This is a genomic window from Kitasatospora sp. NPDC058162, assembly GCF_042884005.1.
Classification (GTDB): domain Bacteria; phylum Actinomycetota; class Actinomycetes; order Streptomycetales; family Streptomycetaceae; genus Kitasatospora.
Window position 1 is genome coordinate 43,270 of the sequence record NZ_JBHVUS010000020.1, and the last position, 20,301, is coordinate 63,570.

Annotated in this window: 23 protein-coding genes and 2 pseudogenes; 19 read left to right on the forward strand and 6 right to left on the reverse strand. The window is 70.9% G+C overall.

Annotation, left to right across the window (positions count from 1 at the left end; translation table 11 throughout):
• Window positions 1–100 precede the first annotated feature (100 nt).
• The 7 genes and pseudogenes from ACFVXG_RS29165 (at window position 101) to ACFVXG_RS29195 (ending at window position 7,014) form a co-directional block, all read left to right on the forward strand.
• Window positions 101–1,018, forward strand: coding sequence for a hypothetical protein (locus tag ACFVXG_RS29165; RefSeq protein WP_387931484.1), 918 nt, complete (start codon window positions 101–103; stop codon window positions 1,016–1,018).
• Between the two features lie 363 nt (window positions 1,019–1,381).
• Window positions 1,382–1,822: pseudogene (locus ACFVXG_RS29170) on the forward strand (serine protease); the annotation flags it as partial.
• Window positions 1,823–2,023: 201 nt separating this feature from the next.
• Window positions 2,024–2,752 (forward strand): annotated as a pseudogene (locus ACFVXG_RS29175) (putative Ig domain-containing protein); the annotation flags it as partial.
• Between the two features lie 216 nt (window positions 2,753–2,968).
• Window positions 2,969–3,424 carry a WXG100 family type VII secretion target gene (locus ACFVXG_RS29180; RefSeq protein WP_387931485.1) on the forward strand — a complete coding sequence of 152 codons (456 nt, stop codon included), beginning with the start codon at window positions 2,969–2,971 and terminating at the stop codon, window positions 3,422–3,424.
• Between the two features lie 124 nt (window positions 3,425–3,548).
• Window positions 3,549–5,669 carry a hypothetical protein gene (locus ACFVXG_RS29185; RefSeq protein ID WP_387931487.1) on the forward strand — a complete coding sequence of 707 codons (2,121 nt, stop codon included), beginning with the start codon at window positions 3,549–3,551 and terminating at the stop codon, window positions 5,667–5,669.
• Window positions 5,670–5,793: 124 nt separating this feature from the next.
• On the forward strand, window positions 5,794–6,309 hold the full coding sequence (locus ACFVXG_RS29190) for a hypothetical protein (RefSeq protein ID WP_387931489.1): 516 nt from the start codon (window positions 5,794–5,796) through the stop codon (window positions 6,307–6,309).
• A gap of 30 nt (window positions 6,310–6,339) precedes the next feature.
• On the forward strand, window positions 6,340–7,014 hold the full coding sequence (locus ACFVXG_RS29195; protein WP_387931490.1) for an HAD family hydrolase: 675 nt from the start codon (window positions 6,340–6,342) through the stop codon (window positions 7,012–7,014).
• Here the strand turns inward: ACFVXG_RS29195 and ACFVXG_RS29200 are convergent.
• The gene (locus tag ACFVXG_RS29200) at window positions 7,002–7,745 is read right to left on the reverse strand and encodes an SDR family NAD(P)-dependent oxidoreductase (RefSeq protein ID WP_387931492.1); all 744 of its coding nucleotides are present in this window, start codon (window positions 7,743–7,745) and stop codon (window positions 7,002–7,004) included. The genes ACFVXG_RS29195 and ACFVXG_RS29200 overlap by 13 nt on opposite strands.
• Before the next feature lie 103 nt (window positions 7,746–7,848).
• Here ACFVXG_RS29200 and ACFVXG_RS29205 point away from each other — a divergent pair, with 103 nt between their 5' ends.
• The 6 genes from ACFVXG_RS29205 (at window position 7,849) to ACFVXG_RS29230 (ending at window position 12,610) form a co-directional block, all read left to right on the forward strand.
• On the forward strand, window positions 7,849–8,703 hold the full coding sequence (locus ACFVXG_RS29205) for a helix-turn-helix transcriptional regulator (RefSeq protein WP_387931494.1): 855 nt from the start codon (window positions 7,849–7,851) through the stop codon (window positions 8,701–8,703).
• A gap of 55 nt (window positions 8,704–8,758) precedes the next feature.
• A complete protein-coding gene (locus ACFVXG_RS29210; RefSeq protein WP_387931496.1) occupies window positions 8,759–8,983 on the forward strand; it encodes a hypothetical protein in 225 nt (74 codons plus the stop codon).
• A 48-nt stretch (window positions 8,984–9,031) separates the two neighbouring features.
• Window positions 9,032–10,471 carry a DUF6891 domain-containing protein gene (locus ACFVXG_RS29215; RefSeq protein WP_387931498.1) on the forward strand — a complete coding sequence of 480 codons (1,440 nt, stop codon included), beginning with the start codon at window positions 9,032–9,034 and terminating at the stop codon, window positions 10,469–10,471.
• Between the two features lie 152 nt (window positions 10,472–10,623).
• Window positions 10,624–11,556 (forward strand): aminoglycoside phosphotransferase family protein, encoded by a 933-nt coding sequence (locus tag ACFVXG_RS29220; protein ID WP_387931500.1) that lies wholly within the window; start codon window positions 10,624–10,626, stop codon window positions 11,554–11,556.
• 65 nt (window positions 11,557–11,621) lie between these two features.
• Complete coding sequence (locus ACFVXG_RS29225) at window positions 11,622–12,056, forward strand: ester cyclase (RefSeq protein ID WP_387931502.1); 435 nt, start codon at window positions 11,622–11,624, stop codon at window positions 12,054–12,056.
• Between the two features lie 302 nt (window positions 12,057–12,358).
• Entirely contained in the window at window positions 12,359–12,610 is a 252-nt protein-coding gene (locus ACFVXG_RS29230) for a hypothetical protein (RefSeq protein WP_387931504.1), read from the forward strand.
• 299 nt (window positions 12,611–12,909) lie between these two features.
• Here ACFVXG_RS29230 and ACFVXG_RS29235 read toward each other — a convergent pair whose 3' ends face one another.
• The 3 genes from ACFVXG_RS29235 to ACFVXG_RS29245 form a co-directional block, all read right to left on the reverse strand.
• Window positions 12,910–13,725: an NAD(P)-binding domain-containing protein gene (locus ACFVXG_RS29235; protein WP_387931506.1), complete on the reverse strand. Its 816-nt coding sequence runs from the start codon at window positions 13,723–13,725 to the stop codon at window positions 12,910–12,912.
• A 96-nt stretch (window positions 13,726–13,821) separates the two neighbouring features.
• Complete coding sequence (locus ACFVXG_RS29240) at window positions 13,822–14,586, reverse strand: GNAT family N-acetyltransferase (RefSeq protein ID WP_387931508.1); 765 nt, start codon at window positions 14,584–14,586, stop codon at window positions 13,822–13,824.
• 47 nt (window positions 14,587–14,633) lie between these two features.
• Entirely contained in the window at window positions 14,634–15,449 is an 816-nt protein-coding gene (locus ACFVXG_RS29245) for a hypothetical protein (RefSeq protein WP_387931510.1), read from the reverse strand.
• Window positions 15,450–15,520: 71 nt separating this feature from the next.
• Here ACFVXG_RS29245 and ACFVXG_RS29250 point away from each other — a divergent pair, with 71 nt between their 5' ends.
• Window positions 15,521–15,829: a cupin domain-containing protein gene (locus tag ACFVXG_RS29250; protein WP_387931511.1), complete on the forward strand. Its 309-nt coding sequence runs from the start codon at window positions 15,521–15,523 to the stop codon at window positions 15,827–15,829.
• 49 nt (window positions 15,830–15,878) lie between these two features.
• Here the strand turns inward: ACFVXG_RS29250 and ACFVXG_RS29255 are convergent, their stop codons facing one another.
• Together ACFVXG_RS29255 and ACFVXG_RS29260 are read right to left on the reverse strand one after the other, a co-directional pair.
• Complete coding sequence (locus ACFVXG_RS29255) at window positions 15,879–16,079, reverse strand: DUF397 domain-containing protein (protein ID WP_387931513.1); 201 nt, start codon at window positions 16,077–16,079, stop codon at window positions 15,879–15,881.
• Window positions 16,076–16,924: a helix-turn-helix transcriptional regulator gene (locus tag ACFVXG_RS29260; protein WP_387931514.1), complete on the reverse strand. Its 849-nt coding sequence runs from the start codon at window positions 16,922–16,924 to the stop codon at window positions 16,076–16,078. The genes ACFVXG_RS29255 and ACFVXG_RS29260 overlap by 4 nt, the downstream gene beginning before the upstream one ends.
• 276 nt (window positions 16,925–17,200) lie before the next feature.
• Between ACFVXG_RS29260 and ACFVXG_RS29265 the strand changes: the two genes are divergently transcribed.
• The 5 genes from ACFVXG_RS29265 (at window position 17,201) to ACFVXG_RS29285 (ending at window position 20,287) form a co-directional block, all read left to right on the forward strand.
• Window positions 17,201–17,569, forward strand: a complete 369-nt coding sequence (locus ACFVXG_RS29265; protein WP_387931516.1) for an ATP-binding protein — start codon at window positions 17,201–17,203, stop codon at window positions 17,567–17,569.
• The gene (locus ACFVXG_RS29270) at window positions 17,566–17,820 is read left to right on the forward strand and encodes a hypothetical protein (protein WP_387931518.1); all 255 of its coding nucleotides are present in this window, start codon (window positions 17,566–17,568) and stop codon (window positions 17,818–17,820) included. Before ACFVXG_RS29265 ends, ACFVXG_RS29270 begins: the two co-directional genes overlap by 4 nt.
• Window positions 17,808–17,963, forward strand: coding sequence for a hypothetical protein (locus ACFVXG_RS29275; RefSeq protein WP_387931520.1), 156 nt, complete (start codon window positions 17,808–17,810; stop codon window positions 17,961–17,963). Before ACFVXG_RS29270 ends, ACFVXG_RS29275 begins: the two co-directional genes overlap by 13 nt.
• A gap of 83 nt (window positions 17,964–18,046) precedes the next feature.
• Window positions 18,047–18,865, forward strand: a complete 819-nt coding sequence (locus ACFVXG_RS29280) for a methyltransferase domain-containing protein (protein ID WP_387931521.1) — start codon at window positions 18,047–18,049, stop codon at window positions 18,863–18,865.
• 720 nt (window positions 18,866–19,585) lie between these two features.
• Entirely contained in the window at window positions 19,586–20,287 is a 702-nt protein-coding gene (locus ACFVXG_RS29285) for a DUF4328 domain-containing protein (protein ID WP_387931523.1), read from the forward strand.
• Window positions 20,288–20,301 lie beyond the last annotated feature (14 nt).

Below are 20,301 nucleotides of genomic sequence, written 5' to 3' on the forward strand. Positions count from 1 at the left end.
TTATCGTCCGTAACGGGTTGACCAGGGCGGTTGGTGATCGGCACCATGTCGCCCCGTACGCGCGCGGACGGTGCGCGTCCGGCAGCAGCGGGGTGGGATTGTGAAGTTCTCGGGGTCCACGGGTAGATCCGGTCTGGTCGTCGGGGCGGCGCTGCTGCTCGCGGCGTGCTCGGGCGGCGGCGGGGGCGGTGCGGCCGCGCCGAGTGCGACGCCGTCCGCCGCGGCGACGCCGTTCGGCACGTCGCTCGACCAGGCCCTGGGCCCGATCGGCACGGGGCTGGGCAAGGTGTCCGCGGCCAAGGACATGGGCGAGCTCGACCGGGCGCTGGGTTCCGTCGAGTCCAGCACCGGCCGCGCCGTCCGCGACCTGAACGCCACCGCCGCGCCCGCCGGGGCGACGGCGGGGCGCACCGACCTGGTGAACGCGCTGACCACGCTCGCCACCGACGCGTCGGCGGTCCGCGCGGACGTCCAGGGCAAGAAGCTCTGCGCGCTCGCCGTGGGCCGGGGCCGGCTCGGCGCGGGGCAGGGGATGACGGGCGTCACGGCTGCCCTCGGCAAGCTGAAGGAGGCGGGCTTCCCGGCCACCGCCACCGTTCCGCAGCTGCCCGCGCTGCCGGCCCAGCCGCGGACCCTGGAGAACGGCACCCTGGTCCGCGACGGCGGCAAGGGCGGCACGGGCACCGTGGAGGTCACCAACAACTTCACGGTGGACGCGGTCTTCACCCTCGCCGCGGACGGCAAGGCGGTGGCCTCGGTGTACACGGCCAAGGGGCAGCAGGCCACCATCACCGGCATCGCGGACGGCTCGTACGACTTCTACTACACCACCGGGGTGGACTGGGACCCCGATGCGCGGCAGTTCACGCAGAACTGCGACTTCGTCAAGTTCCAGGACAAGCACGAGTTCACGCCGGACGGCGGCGGGACGATCTGGAAGGTCACCGTCCACGCGAAGGACGGCCAGGGCAACGCCAAGGTCGAGGGCCAGAACGTGAACTCCGCCCCGCAGCCGTAGCGTTCGGCGATCTCCCTCGTAACGGGCATACCAGGACAGGTGATTGCCATTTCATGGCACAACCCGGCCCGTGGGGTGGCGAGTTGTGCAGGAATGGTTGACCCCTTGAGGTGGCCATGGCACTTTCGTGCGGGCGTGGGCCTCGGCGACCAGTCGGGCAACCCGCGATCCCCCACAAGGAGAGCCATGTTCAAGAGACTTGTCGCGATGGCCGGTACCGGTGCCGTCGTCGCGGGCGGGCTGGTCTTCGCCGCCGCCCCCGCCCACGCCGTCCAGGCCGCCGACCTGACGGCCACCATCGCCCTGGACGACTGCTCGGCCTCGCTGGTCCGGTTCCCCGCCTCGGTGGCGGGCGACCGGGCCATGATGCTCACCAACGGCCACTGCCTGCCGAGCATGCCCCCGTACGGCCAGGTCATCCAGAACGTCAGCGCCAGCCGCAGCGGCACCCTGCTGGACGGCGCGGGCAACAGCCTCGGCACCGTCCAGGCCGACCAGGTGATCTACGCGACGATGACCGGCACCGACGTCGCCCTCTACGAACTCACCGACACCTATGGCTCGATCAGCTCCCGGTACGGCGTCACCGCCCTCACCATCAACGACGCCCACCCGGTCGACGGCTCCTCGATGTACATCCCGTCCTCGTACTGGAAGCAGGTCTGGAACTGCTCCGTCAACGGGTTCGTGCCCACCCTGCGCGAGGACCAGTGGACCTGGCACGACTCGCTGCGCTACAGCTCCGGCTGCAACACCACCCACGGGACCTCCGGCTCGCCGATCATCGACTCCGCGAGCGGGCGGATCGTCGGCATCAACAACACCGGCAACGACGACGGCGCCATGTGCACCCTCGACAACCCCTGCGAGGTCGCCGCCGACGGCTCCACCAAGGCCTTCAAGGGCCAGAGCTACGGCGAGGAGACCTACTGGTTCACCACCTGCGTCAACTCCGCCCGGGCCGTCGACCTCACCGTGCCCGGCTGCCTGCTCACCAAGCCGGCCGGCGCCGGCGTCTCGGTGAGCAGCCCCGGTGACCAGTCCACCACCGTCGGCGGCGCCGTCAGCCTCCAGGTCAACGCCTCGGGCGGGACGGCCCCGCTGTCCTACTCGGCCACCGGGCTGCCGGCGGGCCTGGCCATCAACGCCTCCACCGGTCTGATCTCCGGCACCGTCTCCACCATCGGCAGCTCCAGCGTCACCGTCACGGTGAAGGACTCGGCCGGCAAGTCCGCCACCACCAGCTTCACCTGGGCGGTCACCGGCGGTGGCGGCGGCTCCTGCACCCCGGCCCAGCTGCTCGGCAACCAGGGCTTCGAGACCGGCACGGCGGCGCCGTGGACGGCGTCGAGCGGTGTGATCGACAACGGTTCCTCCGAGCCGGCCCACAGCGGCAGCTGGAAGGCCTACCTGGACGGCTACGGCAGCACCCACACCGACACGCTGTCCCAGACGGTCAGCATCCCGGCGGGCTGCAAGGCGACGCTGAGCTTCTGGCTGCACATCGACACCGCCGAGACCGGCACCACGGCGTACGACAAGCTGACCGTGGCGGTGAACGGCACCACGCTGAAGACCTACTCCAACGTGGACGCCGCGGCCGGCTACCAGCAGCGCACCTTCGACCTCTCCGCCTACGCGGGCCAGACGGTCACCCTGAAGTTCACCGGCACCGAGGACTCCTCGCTGCAGACCAGCTTCGTGATCGACGACACCTCCATCCAGACCAGCTGACGTCCGGTCGGTGGCAGGGCCTGGCGGCTTCGGCCGCCGGGCCCTGTCGTTTGCTCATGATTCGCTCAACTCCCTTACGCTGCAGGGCTCGATGGTTAGGATGCCGACGGGTGTCGGAGGGCCGGGGGGCCCACCGACACGATCACCTGTCGTGCGCCGGCGCCGCTTGAGCCGGTCCACGGCCATCTGGACCACACGGTTTGAGGGCGGGGACAAGTGACTGACCTGGATTTCGAGCGCAAGGTGAATCCGTGGCTCTTCGACAAGTCGGGGAACCTGACGGAGGACGCGAAGAAGCAGTTCCCGGACCTCGCCGCCGCCGCGGCCGGTGCGGCGGCCCCGGGATGGACGCCGCCGCACGTGTCGGCCGCCGGTGCGACGGTGAGGGTGAGCCCGGACGCGCTGCGGAAGGCGTCGGGTAACGCGAGCACTCTCCACACCAACTTCGACAAAGCCTGTAAGGACGTCTGGAAGGACCAGCCGGGCGCCACCCAGGGCATGTCCAAGAGCTGGAAGATCGTCGGAGCCCTGGCCACTGCGCAGGAGGTGTGGGCCGCGCAGGCGCAGGCCACGGGGGGACTGCTGGGGCGCATCTCCAGCGTGCTGTCCTCCAACGCCGACGAGTACGCACAGACCGACCAGGCGAACGCCGACAAGTTCCCGACTTCCTGAGGCAGGTGGCATGAGTACCTATTCCGATCTGCGTCAGGAGTCGTTCCAGGGTCTTGAGACCCTGGCCACGGCGTTCGAGGGGCTGGTCCGCAGCTGGAAGTTCTCCTCGGAGCTCACCGGTGACGTGATCACGCCGTTGCAGGGCTCCAACTGGAGCGGAGACGCGGCCGAATCGGCCGCCACGGCGGTCACGACGGCACGCAACGAACTGGATGCGGCGTTCGAGGAGGCCAGTGCCATCGGCAAGGCACTGCGTGAGGCACACACCGAGCTGGTCGCCGCCCGAGCCGACCTGGACGCGGCCTTGAAGAAGGCCGCGGACCACTCCCTGACCGTGGACGCGAACGGCGTGAACGTCAGTTGGCCCGCGCCGACCAACGAGGCGGACAAGCACGACCCGAGCTACGAGCAGACGTACCGGAGGCTGGCGCAGGACGTCGGCACCGACATCTCGAAGGCCGTGGCCCGGGCCGAGGCCGCGGACGCCGCGGCCGCCACCGCGCTCGGAGGCGCGACCGGGTCGGACCGGACGGCCTTCCGACCGTCGTCGGGCCCGGAAGAGCAGGGCAAGCAGGCGGCCGACCTGTTGAAGCTCGCCGGGAACATCAGCGACGTCCAACTGGACCAGCTCAACAAGCTCTTGAAGGAGCACGCCAACGACCCGCAGTTCACCACCGCCTTCTACAGTCGGCTGGGACCGGACGGATTCCTCAAGTACTACGGGTCGATGGCCACGGTCTCCGCAGGCAAGGACGGCCGCAGGCCGCAGGCCATTGCGGACCTGCAGAAGAACCTCGGCCTGGCTCTGGCCACCGCCACCGACACCCACAACCTCCCGCACCTGTCGGACGAGTGGGAGGCGGGCCTTCGCAAGGCCGGTTACGCCCGGCAGGACATCTGGCCGCCGAACACCTCGCCACACAACCTCAACCCATTCGGCTACCAGATCTTGTCGAACATCCTGCGCACCGGGACGTACGACCCGCATTTCCTCAATCCGATCGCCGAGCACGTCACCCAGCTCAGCCTGGGGCCGGGGCAGTGGACCTCGGACCACTGGAGCCCCGATGAGTTCCAGTACCTGAGACTCCTCGCCCTCCCGCCGGGCGCGGGGCAGGGCGGCTTCAACCCGCTGGGCGGGGTGATGGACGCGCTCGCGCACAACCCCGAGGCGTCGGTGAAGTTCTTCAACGGCTCGACCACCCTCTACAACCTCGACGGTACGGTCAGGGGCTACAGCTCGGACAACCACTACGTCAAGGATCTGGCCAAGCCGGGTGAGGACTCGCCGCTCCGGGACATCTGGCCAGGGCGCGACATCGTGCATGGCCATCCGGGCCAGTCCGCCACGCTGTCCTTCGGACACGCCCTGGAAGCCGGTGTCACCGGCCGTCCGTTCGGGTCACAGGACCAGCTGGCACCGCACACCGGGGAACAGGCGAAGATGATGCAGACGGTGGTCGACATCTTCGGCAGTAAGGACGGCCCCAGGTCGCTCCGCCCCGGTGGCGACTTCGCGGGCATCGCGCCCAGCCTCGGCCACATGGCGGCCGCGTACATGGGGGATGTCCAGGGCGCGCTCAGCCCGGACGACAAGGAACTGCCGCGCTACGGTGCCCCGGCGGACCTGGACCACGCGAACACCGCGAAGCTCCTGGGTGCACTGGGCCGCAACCCTGATGCCTTCGGCGCTGTCGCGCAGGCCCAGCAGGCCTACACGACGGCACACATCCAGGACGTGATCACGCACCGGGGCGACTACGGCACCCACTCCGACGCGGCCGTGCACAATGCGGCGCACGCGGGCGGCGAGGTCGCCGGAATCATCACGACGGCCCGGACCCAGGAGATCGTGCACGACGCGCGGGCTCAGGCCGAGGCGTACAACCATTCCCTCGACGAGAGCGCCGTATGGGCCAAGTCGGCCTGGCTCATGACCGGCGGCGAAATGGTGAAGGGCATCCCGATCGTCGGTCCCGGGCTCTCGGAACCGGTGAAGCACTACATCGACGATCTGGCCCACAACTACCGGATCGAGCCGAAGTTCGCGGACCCGGCCACGATCTCGCAGACGGGTGGTGTGGACGCGGCGGCGGCTGCCGCCAAGACCGCGGTGGTCAACGCGGCTCAGGGGTCCGGGCTGAGCGACAAGGAGATCGAGGCGATGGCCGCGGACACCGCGAACCAGGTGCGCTACGCCCATACCGACGGTTCGACGCTCTTCACCACGGCCGTCAATGACTGAGCGCGGGCGGAACGGGCGACGGTGGCTTGCCGCCGGGGCCGCGGTGGTGGTCCTCGCCGGGGCCGGGTGGTGGTGGCGGTCGGCTCACGCGCCGGCGGAGCTGCCGGTCGGCGCCTGCTGGTCCGTGCTCACACGTGCTGACCTGGAGCCGCTGGCGGAGGGCGAGCACGGGACCTTCGCCGCGTCCTACTGGCTGGACGACGACGGAACGCGGCTCCGCCCGAACCCGAAGGAATGGGAACAGACCTGCGAGGTCCGCCGGAGTCCGGAGGACACCATCCTCAGAATCGTCGTGCAGCCGCTGCGGGAATCCACCGAGCAGAGCCGCTTCGACTCGCCCTGGGGTAAGAGTCGGCTCGACTTCGGGGCGGACGTACGGGGGTTGGTCGGTCAGGAGAAGGTGGACCTCGGGTTCCGGTGTGACAATCCGGAGACCGTGGACATGGGAGCGCCGTACGTGGAGGTCGAGGTCAGTACGCGCTTCACTGATCCGGTGCCGGCCAGGAGTCACCGGGCGATCCTCGACATCCTGTTGAAGACCACCAAGGCCGCCTTGGCGAGCTATCCGTGCTCGAACCCGGTGCACTTGCCGGACAGCGTGCCCGAGACGGCGGCGAACTTCCCGTCGGCGGGCCCCTGACTCGTTCCGGCTCCGCCCTATGCTGAGCGGATGATCGGACCGATAGACCTGGTGATATTCGACTGCGACGGCGTCCTGGTGGACAGCGAGGTGATCGCCGTCCGCGTGGTCGGGCAGCTGACCGCCGAGCTCGGCTGGCCGCTCACCGGGGCCGAGGTGGTCGAGCGGTTCGTCGGGCGGTCGGAGGCGGCCAACCACGCGATGGTGGCCGACCGGGTCGGGGAGGAGGCCGCGACGCTGTTCGACAAGCGGTTCCGCGAGCTACACGCCGAGGCCGTGGACGCCGGGCTGACGCCGGTGGACGGGCTGCCGGAGGCGCTGGACGCCCTGGAGGCGCTCGGGCTGCCGATGTGCGTGGCGTCCAGCGGCACCCACGAGAAGATGCGGCACACGCTGGGCCGGACCGGGCTGTACGGGCGTTTCGAGGGCCGGATCTTCAGCGCCACCGAGGTCGGGCGCGGCAAGCCCGCGCCCGACCTGTTCCTGCACGCCGCACGGAGCATGGGCGTCGACCCGGCCGCCTGCGTGGTGGTCGAGGACAGCGGCCCCGGGGTGCAGGCCGCCCGGGCCGCCGGGATGCGGGCGCTCGGCTACGCGGGCGGCGTCACGGCGGCGGAGCGGCTGGCCGGGCCGGGCACGGTCGTCTTCGACGACATGCGGGAGCTGCCCGCCCTGATCGCCGCCGGGGCGGTTCACCAGGGGTAGGTGCCGCCCTCGGCGTGGAAGAACCGGCCGGTCGGCCCGGCCAGGGCCTCGTCGAGCTGGCGGGCGATCCGGCGGCCGCCCTCCTCGGCGGTGGCGTGGCCGCTGTGGCCGTTGAGGTCGGTCGCGCAGTACCCCGGCTCCAGGGCGCTGACCTTGATGCCGCCCTCGCCGGACCCGCGCAGGGCGCGGGCGTAGACCAGGGTGACGGCGTTGAGCGCGGCCTTGGAGGAGTTGTAGGCGAGCAGGGTGGCGTGCTCCCAGATCGGCGACTCCGGGTCGGCCAGGAAGGAGAAGCTGCCGAGGCCGCTGGAGACGTTGCCGATCAGGGCGGCCGGGGACGTCCGCAGCAGCGGCAGCATGGCGTTGACGACGGTGACGACGCCGAACACGTTGGTCTCGTACGTCTCGCGGACGGCTTCGACGGGCAGCTCCTCCGGGGTGCGCCGCCAGTCCCGGGCGACGCCCGCGTTGTTGACCAGGGTGTCCAGCCGGCCGTACTCGGCGGCGATCAGGTCGGCCGCGGCGGCGACGGTGGCCGGGTCGGTGACGTCCAGGCGGACGGAGCGGGCATCCAGGCCCTGTGCGGTGAGTCCGGCGGCGGCCGCGGCGCCGCGCTCGGGGTCGCGGGCGCCGAGCAGCACGGTGTGCCCGGCATGGGCGAGTTCGGTGGCGGTGGCGAGGCCGATGCCCTTGTTGGCGCCGGTGATCAGGACGATGCGGTTCGTGGTCATGCCTCGACTCTGGCCGGGTGGCGGCCGGGCCGGGAGAGCACTGTCGAGGGTGGTATCGGGAGTGCCATGGTCGGGGTGCGGCGGGCGGGCCAGACTGGGAGGCGTGGAACACGTGGACCGGGCGGAGCTGGCCGCCTTCCTGCGGCGCTGGCGCGCCCGCATCCAGCCCGCCGACGTCGGCCTGCCGGCCGGCGGGCGGCGCCGTACCCCGGGCCTGCGCCGCCAGGAGGTCGCGCAGCTCGCGGGCATGTCGGTGGAGTACTACATCCGGCTCGAACAGGGCCGGGGGCCGCGCCCGTCCCGGCAGATGATCGGGGCGATCGGCCGGGCGCTGCGGCTGTCCGAGGACGAGACGGCCCACCTGCACCACCTGGTCGGCGAACCGCCGCTGCCGCCCAGCGGCATGTCCCGCGACGTGCGGCCCGGCGTCCTGCACCTGCTCGACCGGCTGGACGACACCCCGGCCATGGTCTGCAGCGCCGCGCGCGACGTCCTCGCCTGGAACGCCATGGCGGCCGCGCTGCTCGGCGACTTCTCCGCCATGCCGCCCGGCGAGCGCAACCTCGTCTGGCGCTTCTTCACCGACCCGGAGTCCCGGGCCCGTCACGACCCGGACGGCGCGGCCCGGTTCGCCCGCCGGGTGGTCGCCGACCTGCGGGCCGCCGCCGGCCGCTACCCCGCCGACAGCGCCCTGCGCCGCCTGGTCGAGCGGCTGCTCACGGCCAGCGCCGAGTTCCGCGAGCTGTGGGCGCAGCAGGACGTCGAGATCCGCCGCTCGACCCACAAGCGCATCCTGCACCCGGTGGTCGGCCCGCTCGACCTCGACTGCGAGGCGCTGCACGACCCGCACCGGGACCAGTGGACGATCTTCTTCACCGCCGCACCCGGGACGCCCTCGCACTCGGCGCTGCGGCTGCTCAAGGTGGTGGGCAGTCAGGACCTGGCGGTGCGGGGTTGAGCGGCCGCGGTCCTCGGCTATATTGAACACGTTCAAATATCGCCGGAGGGGACACATGGACGTCGTGGCGCGCGCGGTGATCACATGGATGGCGACCTGGGGAGCGCTCACCACGCTGTTCCTGTTGCCGGTGCTGCTTCCGGACGGGTGGCAGTACTACATCTATTCGCCCGCCAGCGTGGGGCTGTGGATGCTGTCCATGCTGGTCGGCCCCTTCGTGGCCGGTGGCGTCAGCCGGCGGTGGATCCGCACCGGCGTGTGGCGAGTTCAGCACGACTGAGCAGCCGCGGGTGCCGGAATGTCGGAGCGCCTCCGTACGATGCCGGCCATGGCTGCCCACGACTACGACCCCCTGCCCGACCTGGAGCGCGTCCTGACCGACGCCGGCGTGTCAGCGCCGGACGCCCAGCGGCTCGTGCAAGCCCTGGCCGACGCGGAGAACACCGAGGCAGTGGCCGACCTCCTGCTCGCCAGGCCGTCCGGACGACCGGGCTTGATCGCCCCCGAGTCGGGATACGTCCATCGGACCGAATTCGGCATCGAGCTCACTCCGGAGCCGGGCCCGGCGAACTTCCGCCCGGAGGACAGGAGTTGGCGGCTGGTGCCCGGTGGTGCTGCCTTCTGTGAGCGCGGGGAGCACGAGGGGTGGCTCTTCGACCGACAGCACGGACGGGAGTTGAGCGTTCCGCCCGGCACCCGGGTGGAGGCGGGCAGTCCTTTCACGGACGGACCGCCCGACCTCGCCGGCATCCTGGTGTCGATGGGCTTCAGCCGGGCGGTGGAGGCCGCGGCCGTCCGCCTCGCCGGCTTGTGCTCCCTGGAGCGGGAGGACGCGGAACGCGTGGTGCGCCCCCTGTTCGAGCCTGTCCGGATCGTCGAGACCGGGGACCTGCCTGGCCTCGCGATGGATGCGCTCTGTACGCATCGGCGCTTCACCATCGCGCGCGGGCATGCGATCCGGCAGGCGCTGCGGAGTCTGCCGGTTGATGCCGATCCCCGGCTGCACGCACTGGTCGGCATCGAGGACCCCGAGGAGCTGGTGAGGCGCTACGGCGAGCAGAATCTCTTCGACGTCTTCAGGGAGGCGGGCCTCGACATCCCCTTCCCGACGGGCCGCCGCGTCTATCTGGGAGTCGATGCGATCGGCGCTCTCCCCGATCACGACGGTCCGCTGGACCCGCCGGTCGAGCCCGAACTGTCCAGGCTCTCCGGGCCGGAGTGCGAAGACCTGTTGGCGCAGGTCCGGTCGGCGATCGTGCGCGGTTACGCGACGCGCGCCCGGCTGGTCGAGTTCGCCCGGGACCAGCTGGCGTTCGAGTACCGCAGGCCGGCCGCGCTCCAGCAGGCGGAGGCGCTGGTCGACCGGATGTGGCGCGAGCGCCTCCGGGAGCAGGAGACGTGGCAGGGGGAGACCGACCCGGAGCGGCTCACCACGGCGTTCTCCGCTCTGGAGGCGGAAGGGATCGTGGCGCGCGAGGACTTCACGTGCTGTACCTCGTGTGGCGGGGCCGAGATCAGCGCCGAAGCCTCCCCCGACAGCCTCGGGTTCGTCTACTTCCACCGCCAGAGCACGGACAGGGCGGCGGCCGGGGAAGGACTGACGCTCTACTACGGCGGCTTCGACGACTCGGAGCGGACCACGGCAAACGTGGGACAGCGGGTCGTCGCCGCGTTGGAGCAGGTCGGGCTGCCGGTCGAGTGGAACGGCAGTCCGGGACGCGCGATCGAGGTGACGCGAGTGGACTGGCGCAGGCGGCTGGTCGGCTGAAAACTCCCGCCGAAGGGAGCGGCTGCGCGGTCGCGGTCGCGGTCGCGGTCGCCGTCGCCGTCGGCGGTCAGCGGCTGGGGCAGGTCGTGCCCTGGTAATTCGCTTGCCGGGCCCGTCGCCCGCTGGCAGGGTCGGGCGCCATGCCCGAGAAGATGCACGCAGACGAAGTGGACCTCGACAAGGCGCTGGTCCGCCGGATGGTGGCCGCGCAGTTTCCGCAATGGGCCGCCCTGCCGGTGGAGTTGGTGGACTCGGCCGGGACGAGCAATGCGATGTACCGGCTCGGCGCCGAGCTGGTGGTGCGGATCCCGCGCATCCCGGGGGCGGCCGAGGACATCGGCAAGGAGCACACCTGGCTGCGCCGCCTGGCCCCCGAACTCCCCGTCGCCGTACCGGTTCCGGTGGCCCTGGGCGTGCCGTTCGACGGCTGCCCGTGGGAGTGGTCGGTGCTGCGCTGGCTGGACGGGGCCAATCCGGTGGCCGGGGATGTCCGCCAACCCGGGTTGTTGGCCGCCGACTTGGCCGCGTTCGTGACCGCGATGCACCGGGTCGACCCGGCGGGTGGCCCGGCCTCCTACCGCAGCGAGACGCTGGCGGCGCGGGACGGGGCGGTCCGGCGGGCGATCGCGGCGTTGGTGGACGTGGTGGACGCTCAGGCGGTAACCGCCCTGTGGGAGAAGGGACTTGCGGCGACCGAGCACCCCGGTCCGCCGGTCTGGATCCACGCCGACCTCCAGCCCGGCAACCTGCTGGTCGACGGCGCGGGACGGCTCAGCGCCGTCATCGACTTCGGCTGCGCGGGCCTCGGCGACCCGGCCGTGGACCTGCTCCCCGCCTGGTACGTGCTCCCGGCCTCGGCCCGCGACTCCTTCCGGACGGCCGTCGGCGCCGATGACGCGGCCTGGGAGCGGGGGAGGGGCTGGGCGCTGTCCGTGGCGCTGATGGAGCTGGACTACTACCGCGACAGCAACCTCCGGATGGTGCGCACCGCCCGCCACGTGGTCGGCGAACTGCTCGCCGACCAGGCCCGCGGGTGTCTCCGCGAGGGAGGGACCAGGGCGGAGTCGACGGAGGCTTTCGGGTGACGCTGCCCGGGGCGTACGGCGTGGCTGGGCGGTGGTGCGGGGCGGGGCAGACAGGCTTCTCGGCCATGTCCACCGATCACAACAAGCGACTGGTCCGGCGCTTCTACACGGAGATCGACGCCGGAAACCTTGCGGCCATGGACGAGCTGGTGGCCGAGGACTACATCGATCACCACCCGCCGCCGTTCCCGGTGTCGCCGGGGCGTGAGGGGCTCAAGGAGGCGTTCCGGCTCTTCTGGGAGGCCACGCCCGGGACGCACCGGATCGAGGACCAGATCGCCGAGGGCGACAAGGTGGTGACCCGGCTGACCGCCACCGGGGTCCACCGCGGCGATCTGCCGGGAGCTCCCGCCACCGGGAACCCGATGGAGATGACGGCGGTGGTGATCCACCGGATCGAGAACGGGAGGCTGGCCGAGAAGTGGTCCGACAAGGACGAGCTCGGCCTGCTCCAGCAGCTCGGCATCCTCCCGCCGCTCGGCGGCCCACCCGCCGACTGAGTCGCCGACCACCGGCGGAACCCGCGGCTCCTACGAGGAGACGACTTGCGCCGCTGCGAAGGGCCGCTTGGCCATGCCCAGGCGCTCGTACACGGCGATGGCCGACCGGTTGTCCCCGTGCACCCATGAGGGCGGCCCGCCCGTGGCGGTGGACCAGCTCGCCGAGGACGAAGCCGCAGACGGCCCGTGCCAGCCCGCGCCCGCGGGCGCCGGGGTGGGTGCACACGCCGGCCAGGAACCCGCAGTCGGCCGCCGACCCGGCGTCGGCGGCCACGGCGAGGGGTTCCGGCGGGGTGTCGCCGGTGGGGGAGTCGACGATCCCGGCCCAGCGGTGGGTGCCGCCGTCGTCCGGCTGGGCGTACGAGTCGGGGAAGAAGCGGTCGAACAGCGAGGTCGCCTCCTTCGCGCGTACCTCGTCCAGCCACTCCGCCCCGACGGCGGGTGAGTCGGGCAGGGCCGATGTCTCCATCCAGAAGAACTCGCGGATCGGCGTCAGGCCGGGGATCCGGTCGATCAGCGCGTCGATCAATGACGCCTGGCCGATGGGGCGGTAGGCCGGTCCGACTTCGTCCAGTACGCCCCGCACCAGGTGCGCGGCGTCGTCGGGTCCACCCCTGACCGCCAGCCGGTCCCGCCGGGAGAGGTCGGGGCTCGCCACCGCAAGGGCCGTTCCGTGGCGCCAGGCCCGCACGCCCGGCCCCAGCCGGCCGTCGTGCTGCCCCTGGGTCGCCCACAGCAGGTGCCCCTCGTCCGCTGCGGCTTCCACGACGTCGCCAAGGCGTATGAGTTCTTCCATGTGCCTTTACCTATCAACCGTCTTGATCATGCGCGGTGATCCAGCACTCACTGGGCCTCACCTGAGGTCGGCGAGCAGCGCGTCGAGTGCCGTGGTCAGGGCCTCGGAGTTGGCCGCGTCGAACCACGTGGTGCGGATGCGCTCGTTGAGCCCGCCGGGCGTCTCGTGGTCGCCGGCGAGCTGCCGCAGGGAACGGGTGCCGTCGCCCAGTGCCCGCTCGACGCCCTGGAAGAGGCCGCGGACGTAGCGGTCCGCGGCCTCGGCGGGGACGCCGTGCCGGGCGGCCCACTCGGTGAGCGTGACCAGGTACTGGAGGTGGGCGGTCACCGTGCCCGTCAGCGCGGAGAAGACGTTGAGGGCCGCTTCATCCGCTACCGGGAGCGCCCCGCCGAGACGGTCGAAGAGGGCGTCCACGACCGGGTGGGAGGGGTACGTCACCGTGACGGAGCGGCGCTCCCGCACGGCGGGCAGCGGGATGGCGCGCACCAGCGGGGCGTCGGTACCGAGTGCCTGCCGCAGTTCGCCGATGCCGGTGCCGGCCAGGAGACTGACCACGACGCAGTCGCTGCGGACCCGGAGTCCGGCAAGAGCCTCGGTGCGGTCCTGGGGGCGGACGGCGATGATCACCACGGTGGAGCGGTCGAGCACGTCCTGGTTGTCGGCACACACCTGCACGGTCGGGTAGCGCTGCGACAGTTCGGCGGCCGTACGGGCCCCTCGCGGCGAGAGGAAGACCTCGGGCGGCTCCTCGACGCCGTCGCACAGGCCGACCACGATGGCCCGGCCAATCTCGCCCACGCCGATGATCCCGATGCGTTCCACTGTGTCTCCCCCGTCGTCCTGGGGCCGTGCCACCTCGGACGCCCCGGTCACCGCTCCTGTAGGGATCCAACCACCATGGTGATCATTTTGTCGGGGATTCCAGGGCGGGCGCTGCCCGTCGCGCTGATGGAGCTCGGGCCGGGACCCCTACGGGGAGACGACCTGGGCTCCCGCCAGGGGGCGCTTGCTCATGCCCAGGTGCTCGTAGACGGCGATGGCCGACTGATTCCCGCCGTGCACCATGAGGGCGGCCCGCCCGTGCCGGCGCACCAAGTCCCCGAGGACGAAGGCGCAGACGGCCCGGGCCAGCCCGCGCCCGCGCGCGTCGGGGTGGGTGCACACCCCGGCCAGGAAGCCGCAGCCGGCCGCCGACCAGACGTCGGCCGCGACGGCCAGGGGCTCCGGCGGGGTGTCGGTGGTGAGGGAGTCGACGACGCCGGCCCAGCGGTGGGTGCCGCCGTCGTCCGGCTGGGCGAAGGAGTCGGGGAAGAAGCGGTCGAACAGCGAGGTCGCCTCCTTCACCCGCACCTCGTCCAGCCACTCCACCCCGACGGCGGGCGGGGCGGGGATGGCGGAAGTCTCCATCCAGTAGAACTCGGGGAACAGCGACAGGCCGGGGATCGCGTCGGCCAGCGCTTCGATCAACGACGCCTGGCCGACGGGACGGTAGGTCGGTCCGACCTCGGTCAGCACGTGCCGCACCAGGTGCGCGGCGTCATCGACACTGCCCTTGACCGCCAGCCGGTCCCGGGCGGAGAGGTCGGGGCTCGCCACCGCAAGGGCCGTGCCGTGGTGCCAGGCCCGTACGCCCGGGCCCAGCCGGCCGTCGTGCTGCCCCTGGGCCGCCCACAGCAGGTGCCCGTCGCCGGCTGCGGCTTCCTCGACGTCGGCGAGGCGTATGAGTTCTTCCATGCGTCTTTACCTATCAACCGTCTTGATCATGTGCAGTGATCCAGCACTCACCCGGACTCATTGATTCCGTCCGGCAGTCGCCACTCGAAGGGCCACAGCTCAGCCGCCCAGGCGGGGTCGGCTACGGCGGGCGCTGGGGTGCGTAGGAAGGTGCGGTGGTGAAGGAGTTCGCGGCGCTCGGCGGGGGTGAGCAGGCGCTCGTCCGGCCCGAGGTTGCCGTAGGCGTTCGGGTCGAGGTCGGGGTTACCGTCGATCGGGGCGTCCTCGGCGACGTTGAGCAGGTCGCCGTCGGCGGTGCGGTAGTCGAGGCGGAAGTCGGTGCTCCACTGGGAGTTGTTGCCCCAGCCCTGGGAGAGGTCCCGGGTAGGCCGGTGGGCGCGGCGGTGCGTCCAGAACAGCGGCCAACGGTCGGCCACCCCGCGCTCCGCGTGCGCGGCGCCGGCCCGCACCCGGACTCCGGCGCGGCTGAACAGCAGCTCGCCGAGCATCAGGCCGGGGTGGCGGACGGCGAGGATCTCGATGGGGGAGGACGGATCCTCGGCCTGCTCGACTTCGGTGATCTCGTGGAGGAACGGGTCGAAGGCGGGCTGTTCGGCGACGGGCGTCATGCCGAGGGCGGTGAAGAGGTGGAGGTAGGGCGGGAGTTGTGGGCCTAGGAGGAGGTAGTCACTGACCCGGCTGAGGGCGTAGAGCTCCTCGAGGAGGAGTTGCTCGTCGGTCCACCAGCGCGTGTCAGGGGTGGCGGTGAGGTGGAGGCGGGCGCGGTAGTCGGCGGTGGCGGCCTGGTCGAGCCAGGGGTCGATGACGTCCTCGTAGGGGCCGTCGGTGGAGAGGAGCGCCTCGTACAGCGCGCGAGCGTTCACCCCGGTGATCCTGGCAGGTTTTGCCGAACGGTCAACCAAATAGCGGGCCGGCGCGGGTAACGTCCCTGGTCATGAGCTTGGTGGACGTGAAGGAGCAGGCGGCCCAACTGCCGGACGCCTGGCGGTCGGTGGTGCTGGGCGAGGTCGGAACGGCGGCGGTGAAGGTGCTGCGGATGGACGGCCGGGAGCTGGAAGAGGAGGTGCACGCGACGGCGGAGGTGTTGGTGGTCGCCGACGGTGTCCTGGAGCTGGAGTTGGGCGGGGAGGAGTTGAGGGTCGAGGTCGGCGAGCTGTGCCTGATCCCGGCGGGCACCCGGCACGCGGTGCGCGCGGGCAGTCGGGGCACCCTGCTGATCGTGGAGGTCGGGGAGGGGGAGTGAGGGGCGGTGCCTCGCCCGGGAAAGGGCGAGGCACCGCTCTCGTGGGCGCTCAGAGGAGACCGAAGTCGAACTCCCCGGCCGAGATGGCCTCCATGAAGGCTTCATGTGCTGCGCGATCGAAAACAAGTATCGGGCCGAAGAGGTCCTTTGAGTCACGGATGTAGGAGTTGGGACCGCCCGGAATGGCGACCTCGACGCAGTTGACATCTCCGGCGCTGTACGTGGACTTCTTGAAGGTCGGGTGGGTCACTTGATCTTGTCTCTCTGTGCGGTGATGAACGCGAGCGAAGAGTCGACGGACATCGCTTCTGCTGTGATCTCCTGGAACTTCGCCCGGTAGATCTCCACATCGGCTGGATCCTCGACCCACATGCTGCTCAACAGCCCTTCGACCAGGACAACATCGAGGTCCTGCCGCTGCGGGAACCCCATCAGTGCGAGGGCTCCAGTCATTCCCGCGTGGATCGCCGCACCGATCGGCATGACTTGAATGTTGATGTTGGGCAAGCTGCCGAGCGTCAGGAGGCGGTCCAACTGCGGGACCATGATCTCCGGGCGGTTGGCGTTCGAGCAGAGGGCAGCCTCATGGATGACGGCCCACACCTGCACGGGATTCGGACGCGTCAGGATGGACTGGCGCGCCATTCGGACCTGAACGAGATCCTCCACCGATCCACCAGAGCTGATTCGCAGCCGATTGATCACGATGCGCGCGTAGTCGGGGGTTTGGAAGAGGCCTGGAATGAACGCAGGCTCGTACGTTCGATACGTGACGGCGTCGGCTTCCAGGAGGATCAGGTCGGTCGTGGTGGTGTTGATGACATCGCGATAGCTCAGCCACCAACCACGCTTGCTCCCGTCCTTGGTGATGGCGATCAGCCCGGCCCGGTAGTCCTCGTCGTCGCAACCGTAGAAGTCGAGGAGCTTCTCCACGTCTTCGACCTTGGCTGCGGTGTGGGCGGTTTCGATCCGAGTGAGCTTGGCCTGACTCATCCCGGTGGCGTCCGCGACTGTTTCTGCGGTGAGCTTCCGCTCCTCACGAAGCTTCCGCAGCACGCCGCCGAGCCGCCGTCGACGAACGGTCGAGACTGCCATCTTGTCCCCTCCTGAGCTGTCGGTTGACCAGTCTGCCCGCGCAAAAGGCTGTGGCGCCACCGACAACTGGCAGTCTCAGCCGCCGAATTCAGGTTCGATTTGCAAAATTGCGATGTCTGGCGAGTGAGTTGCGCTGGGTGTCGCACAGGCTCCATGCTGAGAGTAGCGGGCCGCATGCATTGAGTGTTCGGCGGTCTGTGGTCTCGCCGTTGCCTGAGGCGTGCCTGCCGGTATGCGGCGATAAATGATCCATTTCGCCCCCACGGAGGTATCTTCGTGTTCTCCCTCGAACTCCCCCCTGACTGGTCGGCCCCGCGCGAGGAGTTGCGCGAGGCCGCCTCGCGCGCCGGGTGGAAGCCCGACCTGGTCGCCGACGCCGAGCTCGCGCTTCTCGAACTCTTCGTCAACGCCTGGCGCCACGGCGGCAGCGAGGCGCCCATCGTGGTGGTCGTCCTCCTGAACGACATCCTCCGCGTCTCCGTCAGTGACGGGAGCCCTGTCCTCCCCGCCCCGCGCAACGACTCCGACCCGCTCGCCCTCTCCGGCAGGGGCCTGCACCTCGTGCGCTCGCTCACCCACCGCTTCGGCACGGAGTCCCGCAAGACCGGCAAGTCCGTCTGGTTCGAGCTGGACGCCGCCGCGTGAGCGCCCCGATCGAGCCGGCCGACCCGCTGATGCGCACGTACACCGAGCTCGAAGTCACCTATCTGCTCGCCGAACTCGCCGAGCGTGGCCGCAAGTTCGGCCTCATCTGGCCCTCCGTGGCCACCGACAGCGTCGTGGACGGCCGCGTCCTCGTCCGCTTCGGCAACGCGCCGGCGAGCACCGTGCTCAACCTCCTCGCCCTCCTCCGCTCCCACGACACGACCGAGGACGACACCCCGTGCGACTCCTGATCGGCCTCGCCCTCCTCTCCCTCCTGATCCTCGCCATCGCCGTCGTCGGCCTCGGCGCGGTCGCCGTCCTGCGGATGCCCCACCGCCCGGACGACGCCACTCCCACCCCGCCTCCCACCCGCGACCGCCAACCGGTGGCCTGACCCCACGGAAACCCGCGCCGCCCGGTCGGACCCGCCGGGCGGCTTCCCCTGTACCGAGCTCGGCCGCTCCTACACTGACGGCCATGACCGACCCGCACCCCAGCTCGGCCTTCCATGCGCCCAATGCCGATCCGGCGACCACCGAGTGGCTGGTCACCGTGCTGGACGTCCAGGCGGCGAACCCCGGTGTGCGGCGGCTGCGGGAGTGGGCGCATGCGCACCTGGCCGCGCGCCCCGGCGAGCGGGCGTTGGACATCGGCTCCGGCACCGGTTCGGAGACCCAAGTCCTCGCGGCGGCGGTCGGCCCGGACGGCATCGCGACCGGCCTCGAACCGAACCACGGCCTGCGCGCCGTCGCCGAACGGCGCGCTGCCGAGGCCGGCAGCCCGGCCCGCTTCGTCGACGGCGACGCCTTTGCCCTGCCGCTGCCGGACGGCGAGGTGGACGTGGTCCGGTGCGAGCGGGTCCTCCAGCACCTGACCGATCCCGCGAAGGCCATCGCCGAAATGGCCCGGGTCGTGCGGCCGGGCGGGCGGGTCGCCCTGCTCGACACCGACTGGGCCACCTTCCTCCTCCACCCCGCCTCCCCGGAGATCCGCTCCGCGCTGGCCGCCATCGCCCAGGCCCCCGCCGCCACCCCGGACGCCGGACGCCGCCTGACGGGCTGGCTCTCGGCAGCGGGCCTGACCGTCGACCACGTCGGCGCCGACGTCCTGCTGCACGAACCCGGCAGCGTCCCCTGGCCGCTCGTCCGCGGCCTCACCACCTCAGCCGTCGCCCGCGAGCTGATCACGGAGGAGCAGCGCGACGACCTGTACGCCGAACTCACCACCGCCGCCGAGCAGTACGCCTTCCACCTCTCGGTGACGATGTTCGCCGCCATCGCCCACCGGCCGCTCTGACCGTCAGCCGAGTTCGCCTGCACAGGAAGTCGGCCGGTCCGACTTCCTGTCCCGACGTACCCTGTGCGGCATACACATTCTTGATGACCCCACTGTGTCGCCCCGGCTCCGCAGCCTCCTTGAGTCGCGTGCGCGGCGACATGCACCAACACCTGCCGATCGGATCAGGCGGTACGCGACGGCTGTCGACGCGGAACCCGAGATCGTGGACGCGATGGTCCGCTTCGAGGAGCGATACGGCGGCCTCTTCTACTCGCCGCGAGGCGGCAACTCCCACGAGTACGGTCTGGGTGGGGTTCCGTCCGCCCACTGGACGTCCTACGGCTGGGCCTTCCCCGGGATCCTGGACGGTTACGCGACCAGTCGGGTGGACGTACTCGCGGACGGCCGCACCGCGATACCGGTACCGGGGTTGGCGCACAGGCTGATCAACCGCAGCGTCGACCAACGTCTGGAAGCCGACGCGTTGTTGGCGAGCGTCTACCGGTGGCCGCACCTCGTCCTGCGGACCACCACCGGCCTCGGAGCGGACCCTTCCGTCGCCGAGGAACACCTGCCACCCCGCATACACGAGGCAACCGGCCCCGCCGACAGGTGGTGGGCAGTCGGTCTGTCAGAGCCCGTCGCCATACTGGCCGCGAAAACAGCTAGTGCACGAAGAGGCCGGGCCCTACAGTGGCGCCCCGTCACCTTTGGTCCGGACCTGGAGCCCTTTCACCCATGCCATCGCCCGCCGTGTGCCGGTCGCCGAGAGCGACCGCCACCGCCGCCACCGTCCTGCTCGTCGTGTGCGGCGCGGCCATCGTGTTCCGCCTCGTCACCGACTTCCTCTTGTACGGGGCGGCCGGTGACCTGCCGGTCGACGTCGAGTTCGGCGATGAGAGCGCGTTCAGCTCCTCGTACGGGCTCTACCTGGCTGCGAGCCTGATGTACCTCCTGACCCTGGCGGGCTCTGCGGCCGCCTTCCTCACCTGGTTCTACCGGGCGCGGGTCAACGCCGAGGTGCTGTACCCGCACGGGCACCGGCGTGCGCGCGGCTGGGCGATCGGCGGTTGGTTCACCCCGGTGGTCCAGTTCTGGTTCCCCCGGCAGATCGCCGTCGACATCTGGCAGGCCGGTGCCCGGCCGGACGCGTCCGGGGTGCGGCCGCCGCTTTCGGAGACGCTGCTCAACTTCTGGTGGGTCAGCTTCTGGCTGGCCAAGGTCACGAACCGGATCGGTACCCAGTCGACCGATGGGGCGCACTACCCGGACGACTACCAGCAGGGCCTCGTCTGGCTGATCGCCTCCGACGTGCTCGAAGTGGTTGCCGCTGTCCTCGCCGTCCTGGTGGTGCGCAAGGTGACGGCCATGCAGGAGGAACGTTTCGCCGAGCGCGCGGCCACAGCGTTCGGGGTGCACGTCTCGGCCGTCGGGAGCTGAACCCCGCGTCCGGC

Coding starts and splice junctions, on each gene's coding strand:
- ACFVXG_RS29195 (WP_387931490.1), top strand. CDS start 6,340: ATGATCGGACCGATAGACCTGGTGATATTCGACTGCGACGGCGTCCTG.
- ACFVXG_RS29200 (WP_387931492.1), bottom strand. CDS start 7,745: ATGACCACGAACCGCATCGTCCTGATCACCGGCGCCAACAAGGGCATC.
- ACFVXG_RS29210 (WP_387931496.1), top strand. CDS start 8,759: ATGGACGTCGTGGCGCGCGCGGTGATCACATGGATGGCGACCTGGGGA.
- ACFVXG_RS29215 (WP_387931498.1), top strand. CDS start 9,032: ATGGCTGCCCACGACTACGACCCCCTGCCCGACCTGGAGCGCGTCCTG.
- ACFVXG_RS29220 (WP_387931500.1), top strand. CDS start 10,624: ATGCACGCAGACGAAGTGGACCTCGACAAGGCGCTGGTCCGCCGGATG.
- ACFVXG_RS29225 (WP_387931502.1), top strand. CDS start 11,622: ATGTCCACCGATCACAACAAGCGACTGGTCCGGCGCTTCTACACGGAG.
- ACFVXG_RS29240 (WP_387931508.1), bottom strand. CDS start 14,586: ATGGAAGAACTCATACGCCTCGCCGACGTCGAGGAAGCCGCAGCCGGC.
- ACFVXG_RS29250 (WP_387931511.1), top strand. CDS start 15,521: ATGAGCTTGGTGGACGTGAAGGAGCAGGCGGCCCAACTGCCGGACGCC.
- ACFVXG_RS29260 (WP_387931514.1), bottom strand. CDS start 16,924: ATGGCAGTCTCGACCGTTCGTCGACGGCGGCTCGGCGGCGTGCTGCGG.
- ACFVXG_RS29280 (WP_387931521.1), top strand. CDS start 18,047: ATGACCGACCCGCACCCCAGCTCGGCCTTCCATGCGCCCAATGCCGAT.
- ACFVXG_RS29285 (WP_387931523.1), top strand. CDS start 19,586: ATGCCATCGCCCGCCGTGTGCCGGTCGCCGAGAGCGACCGCCACCGCC.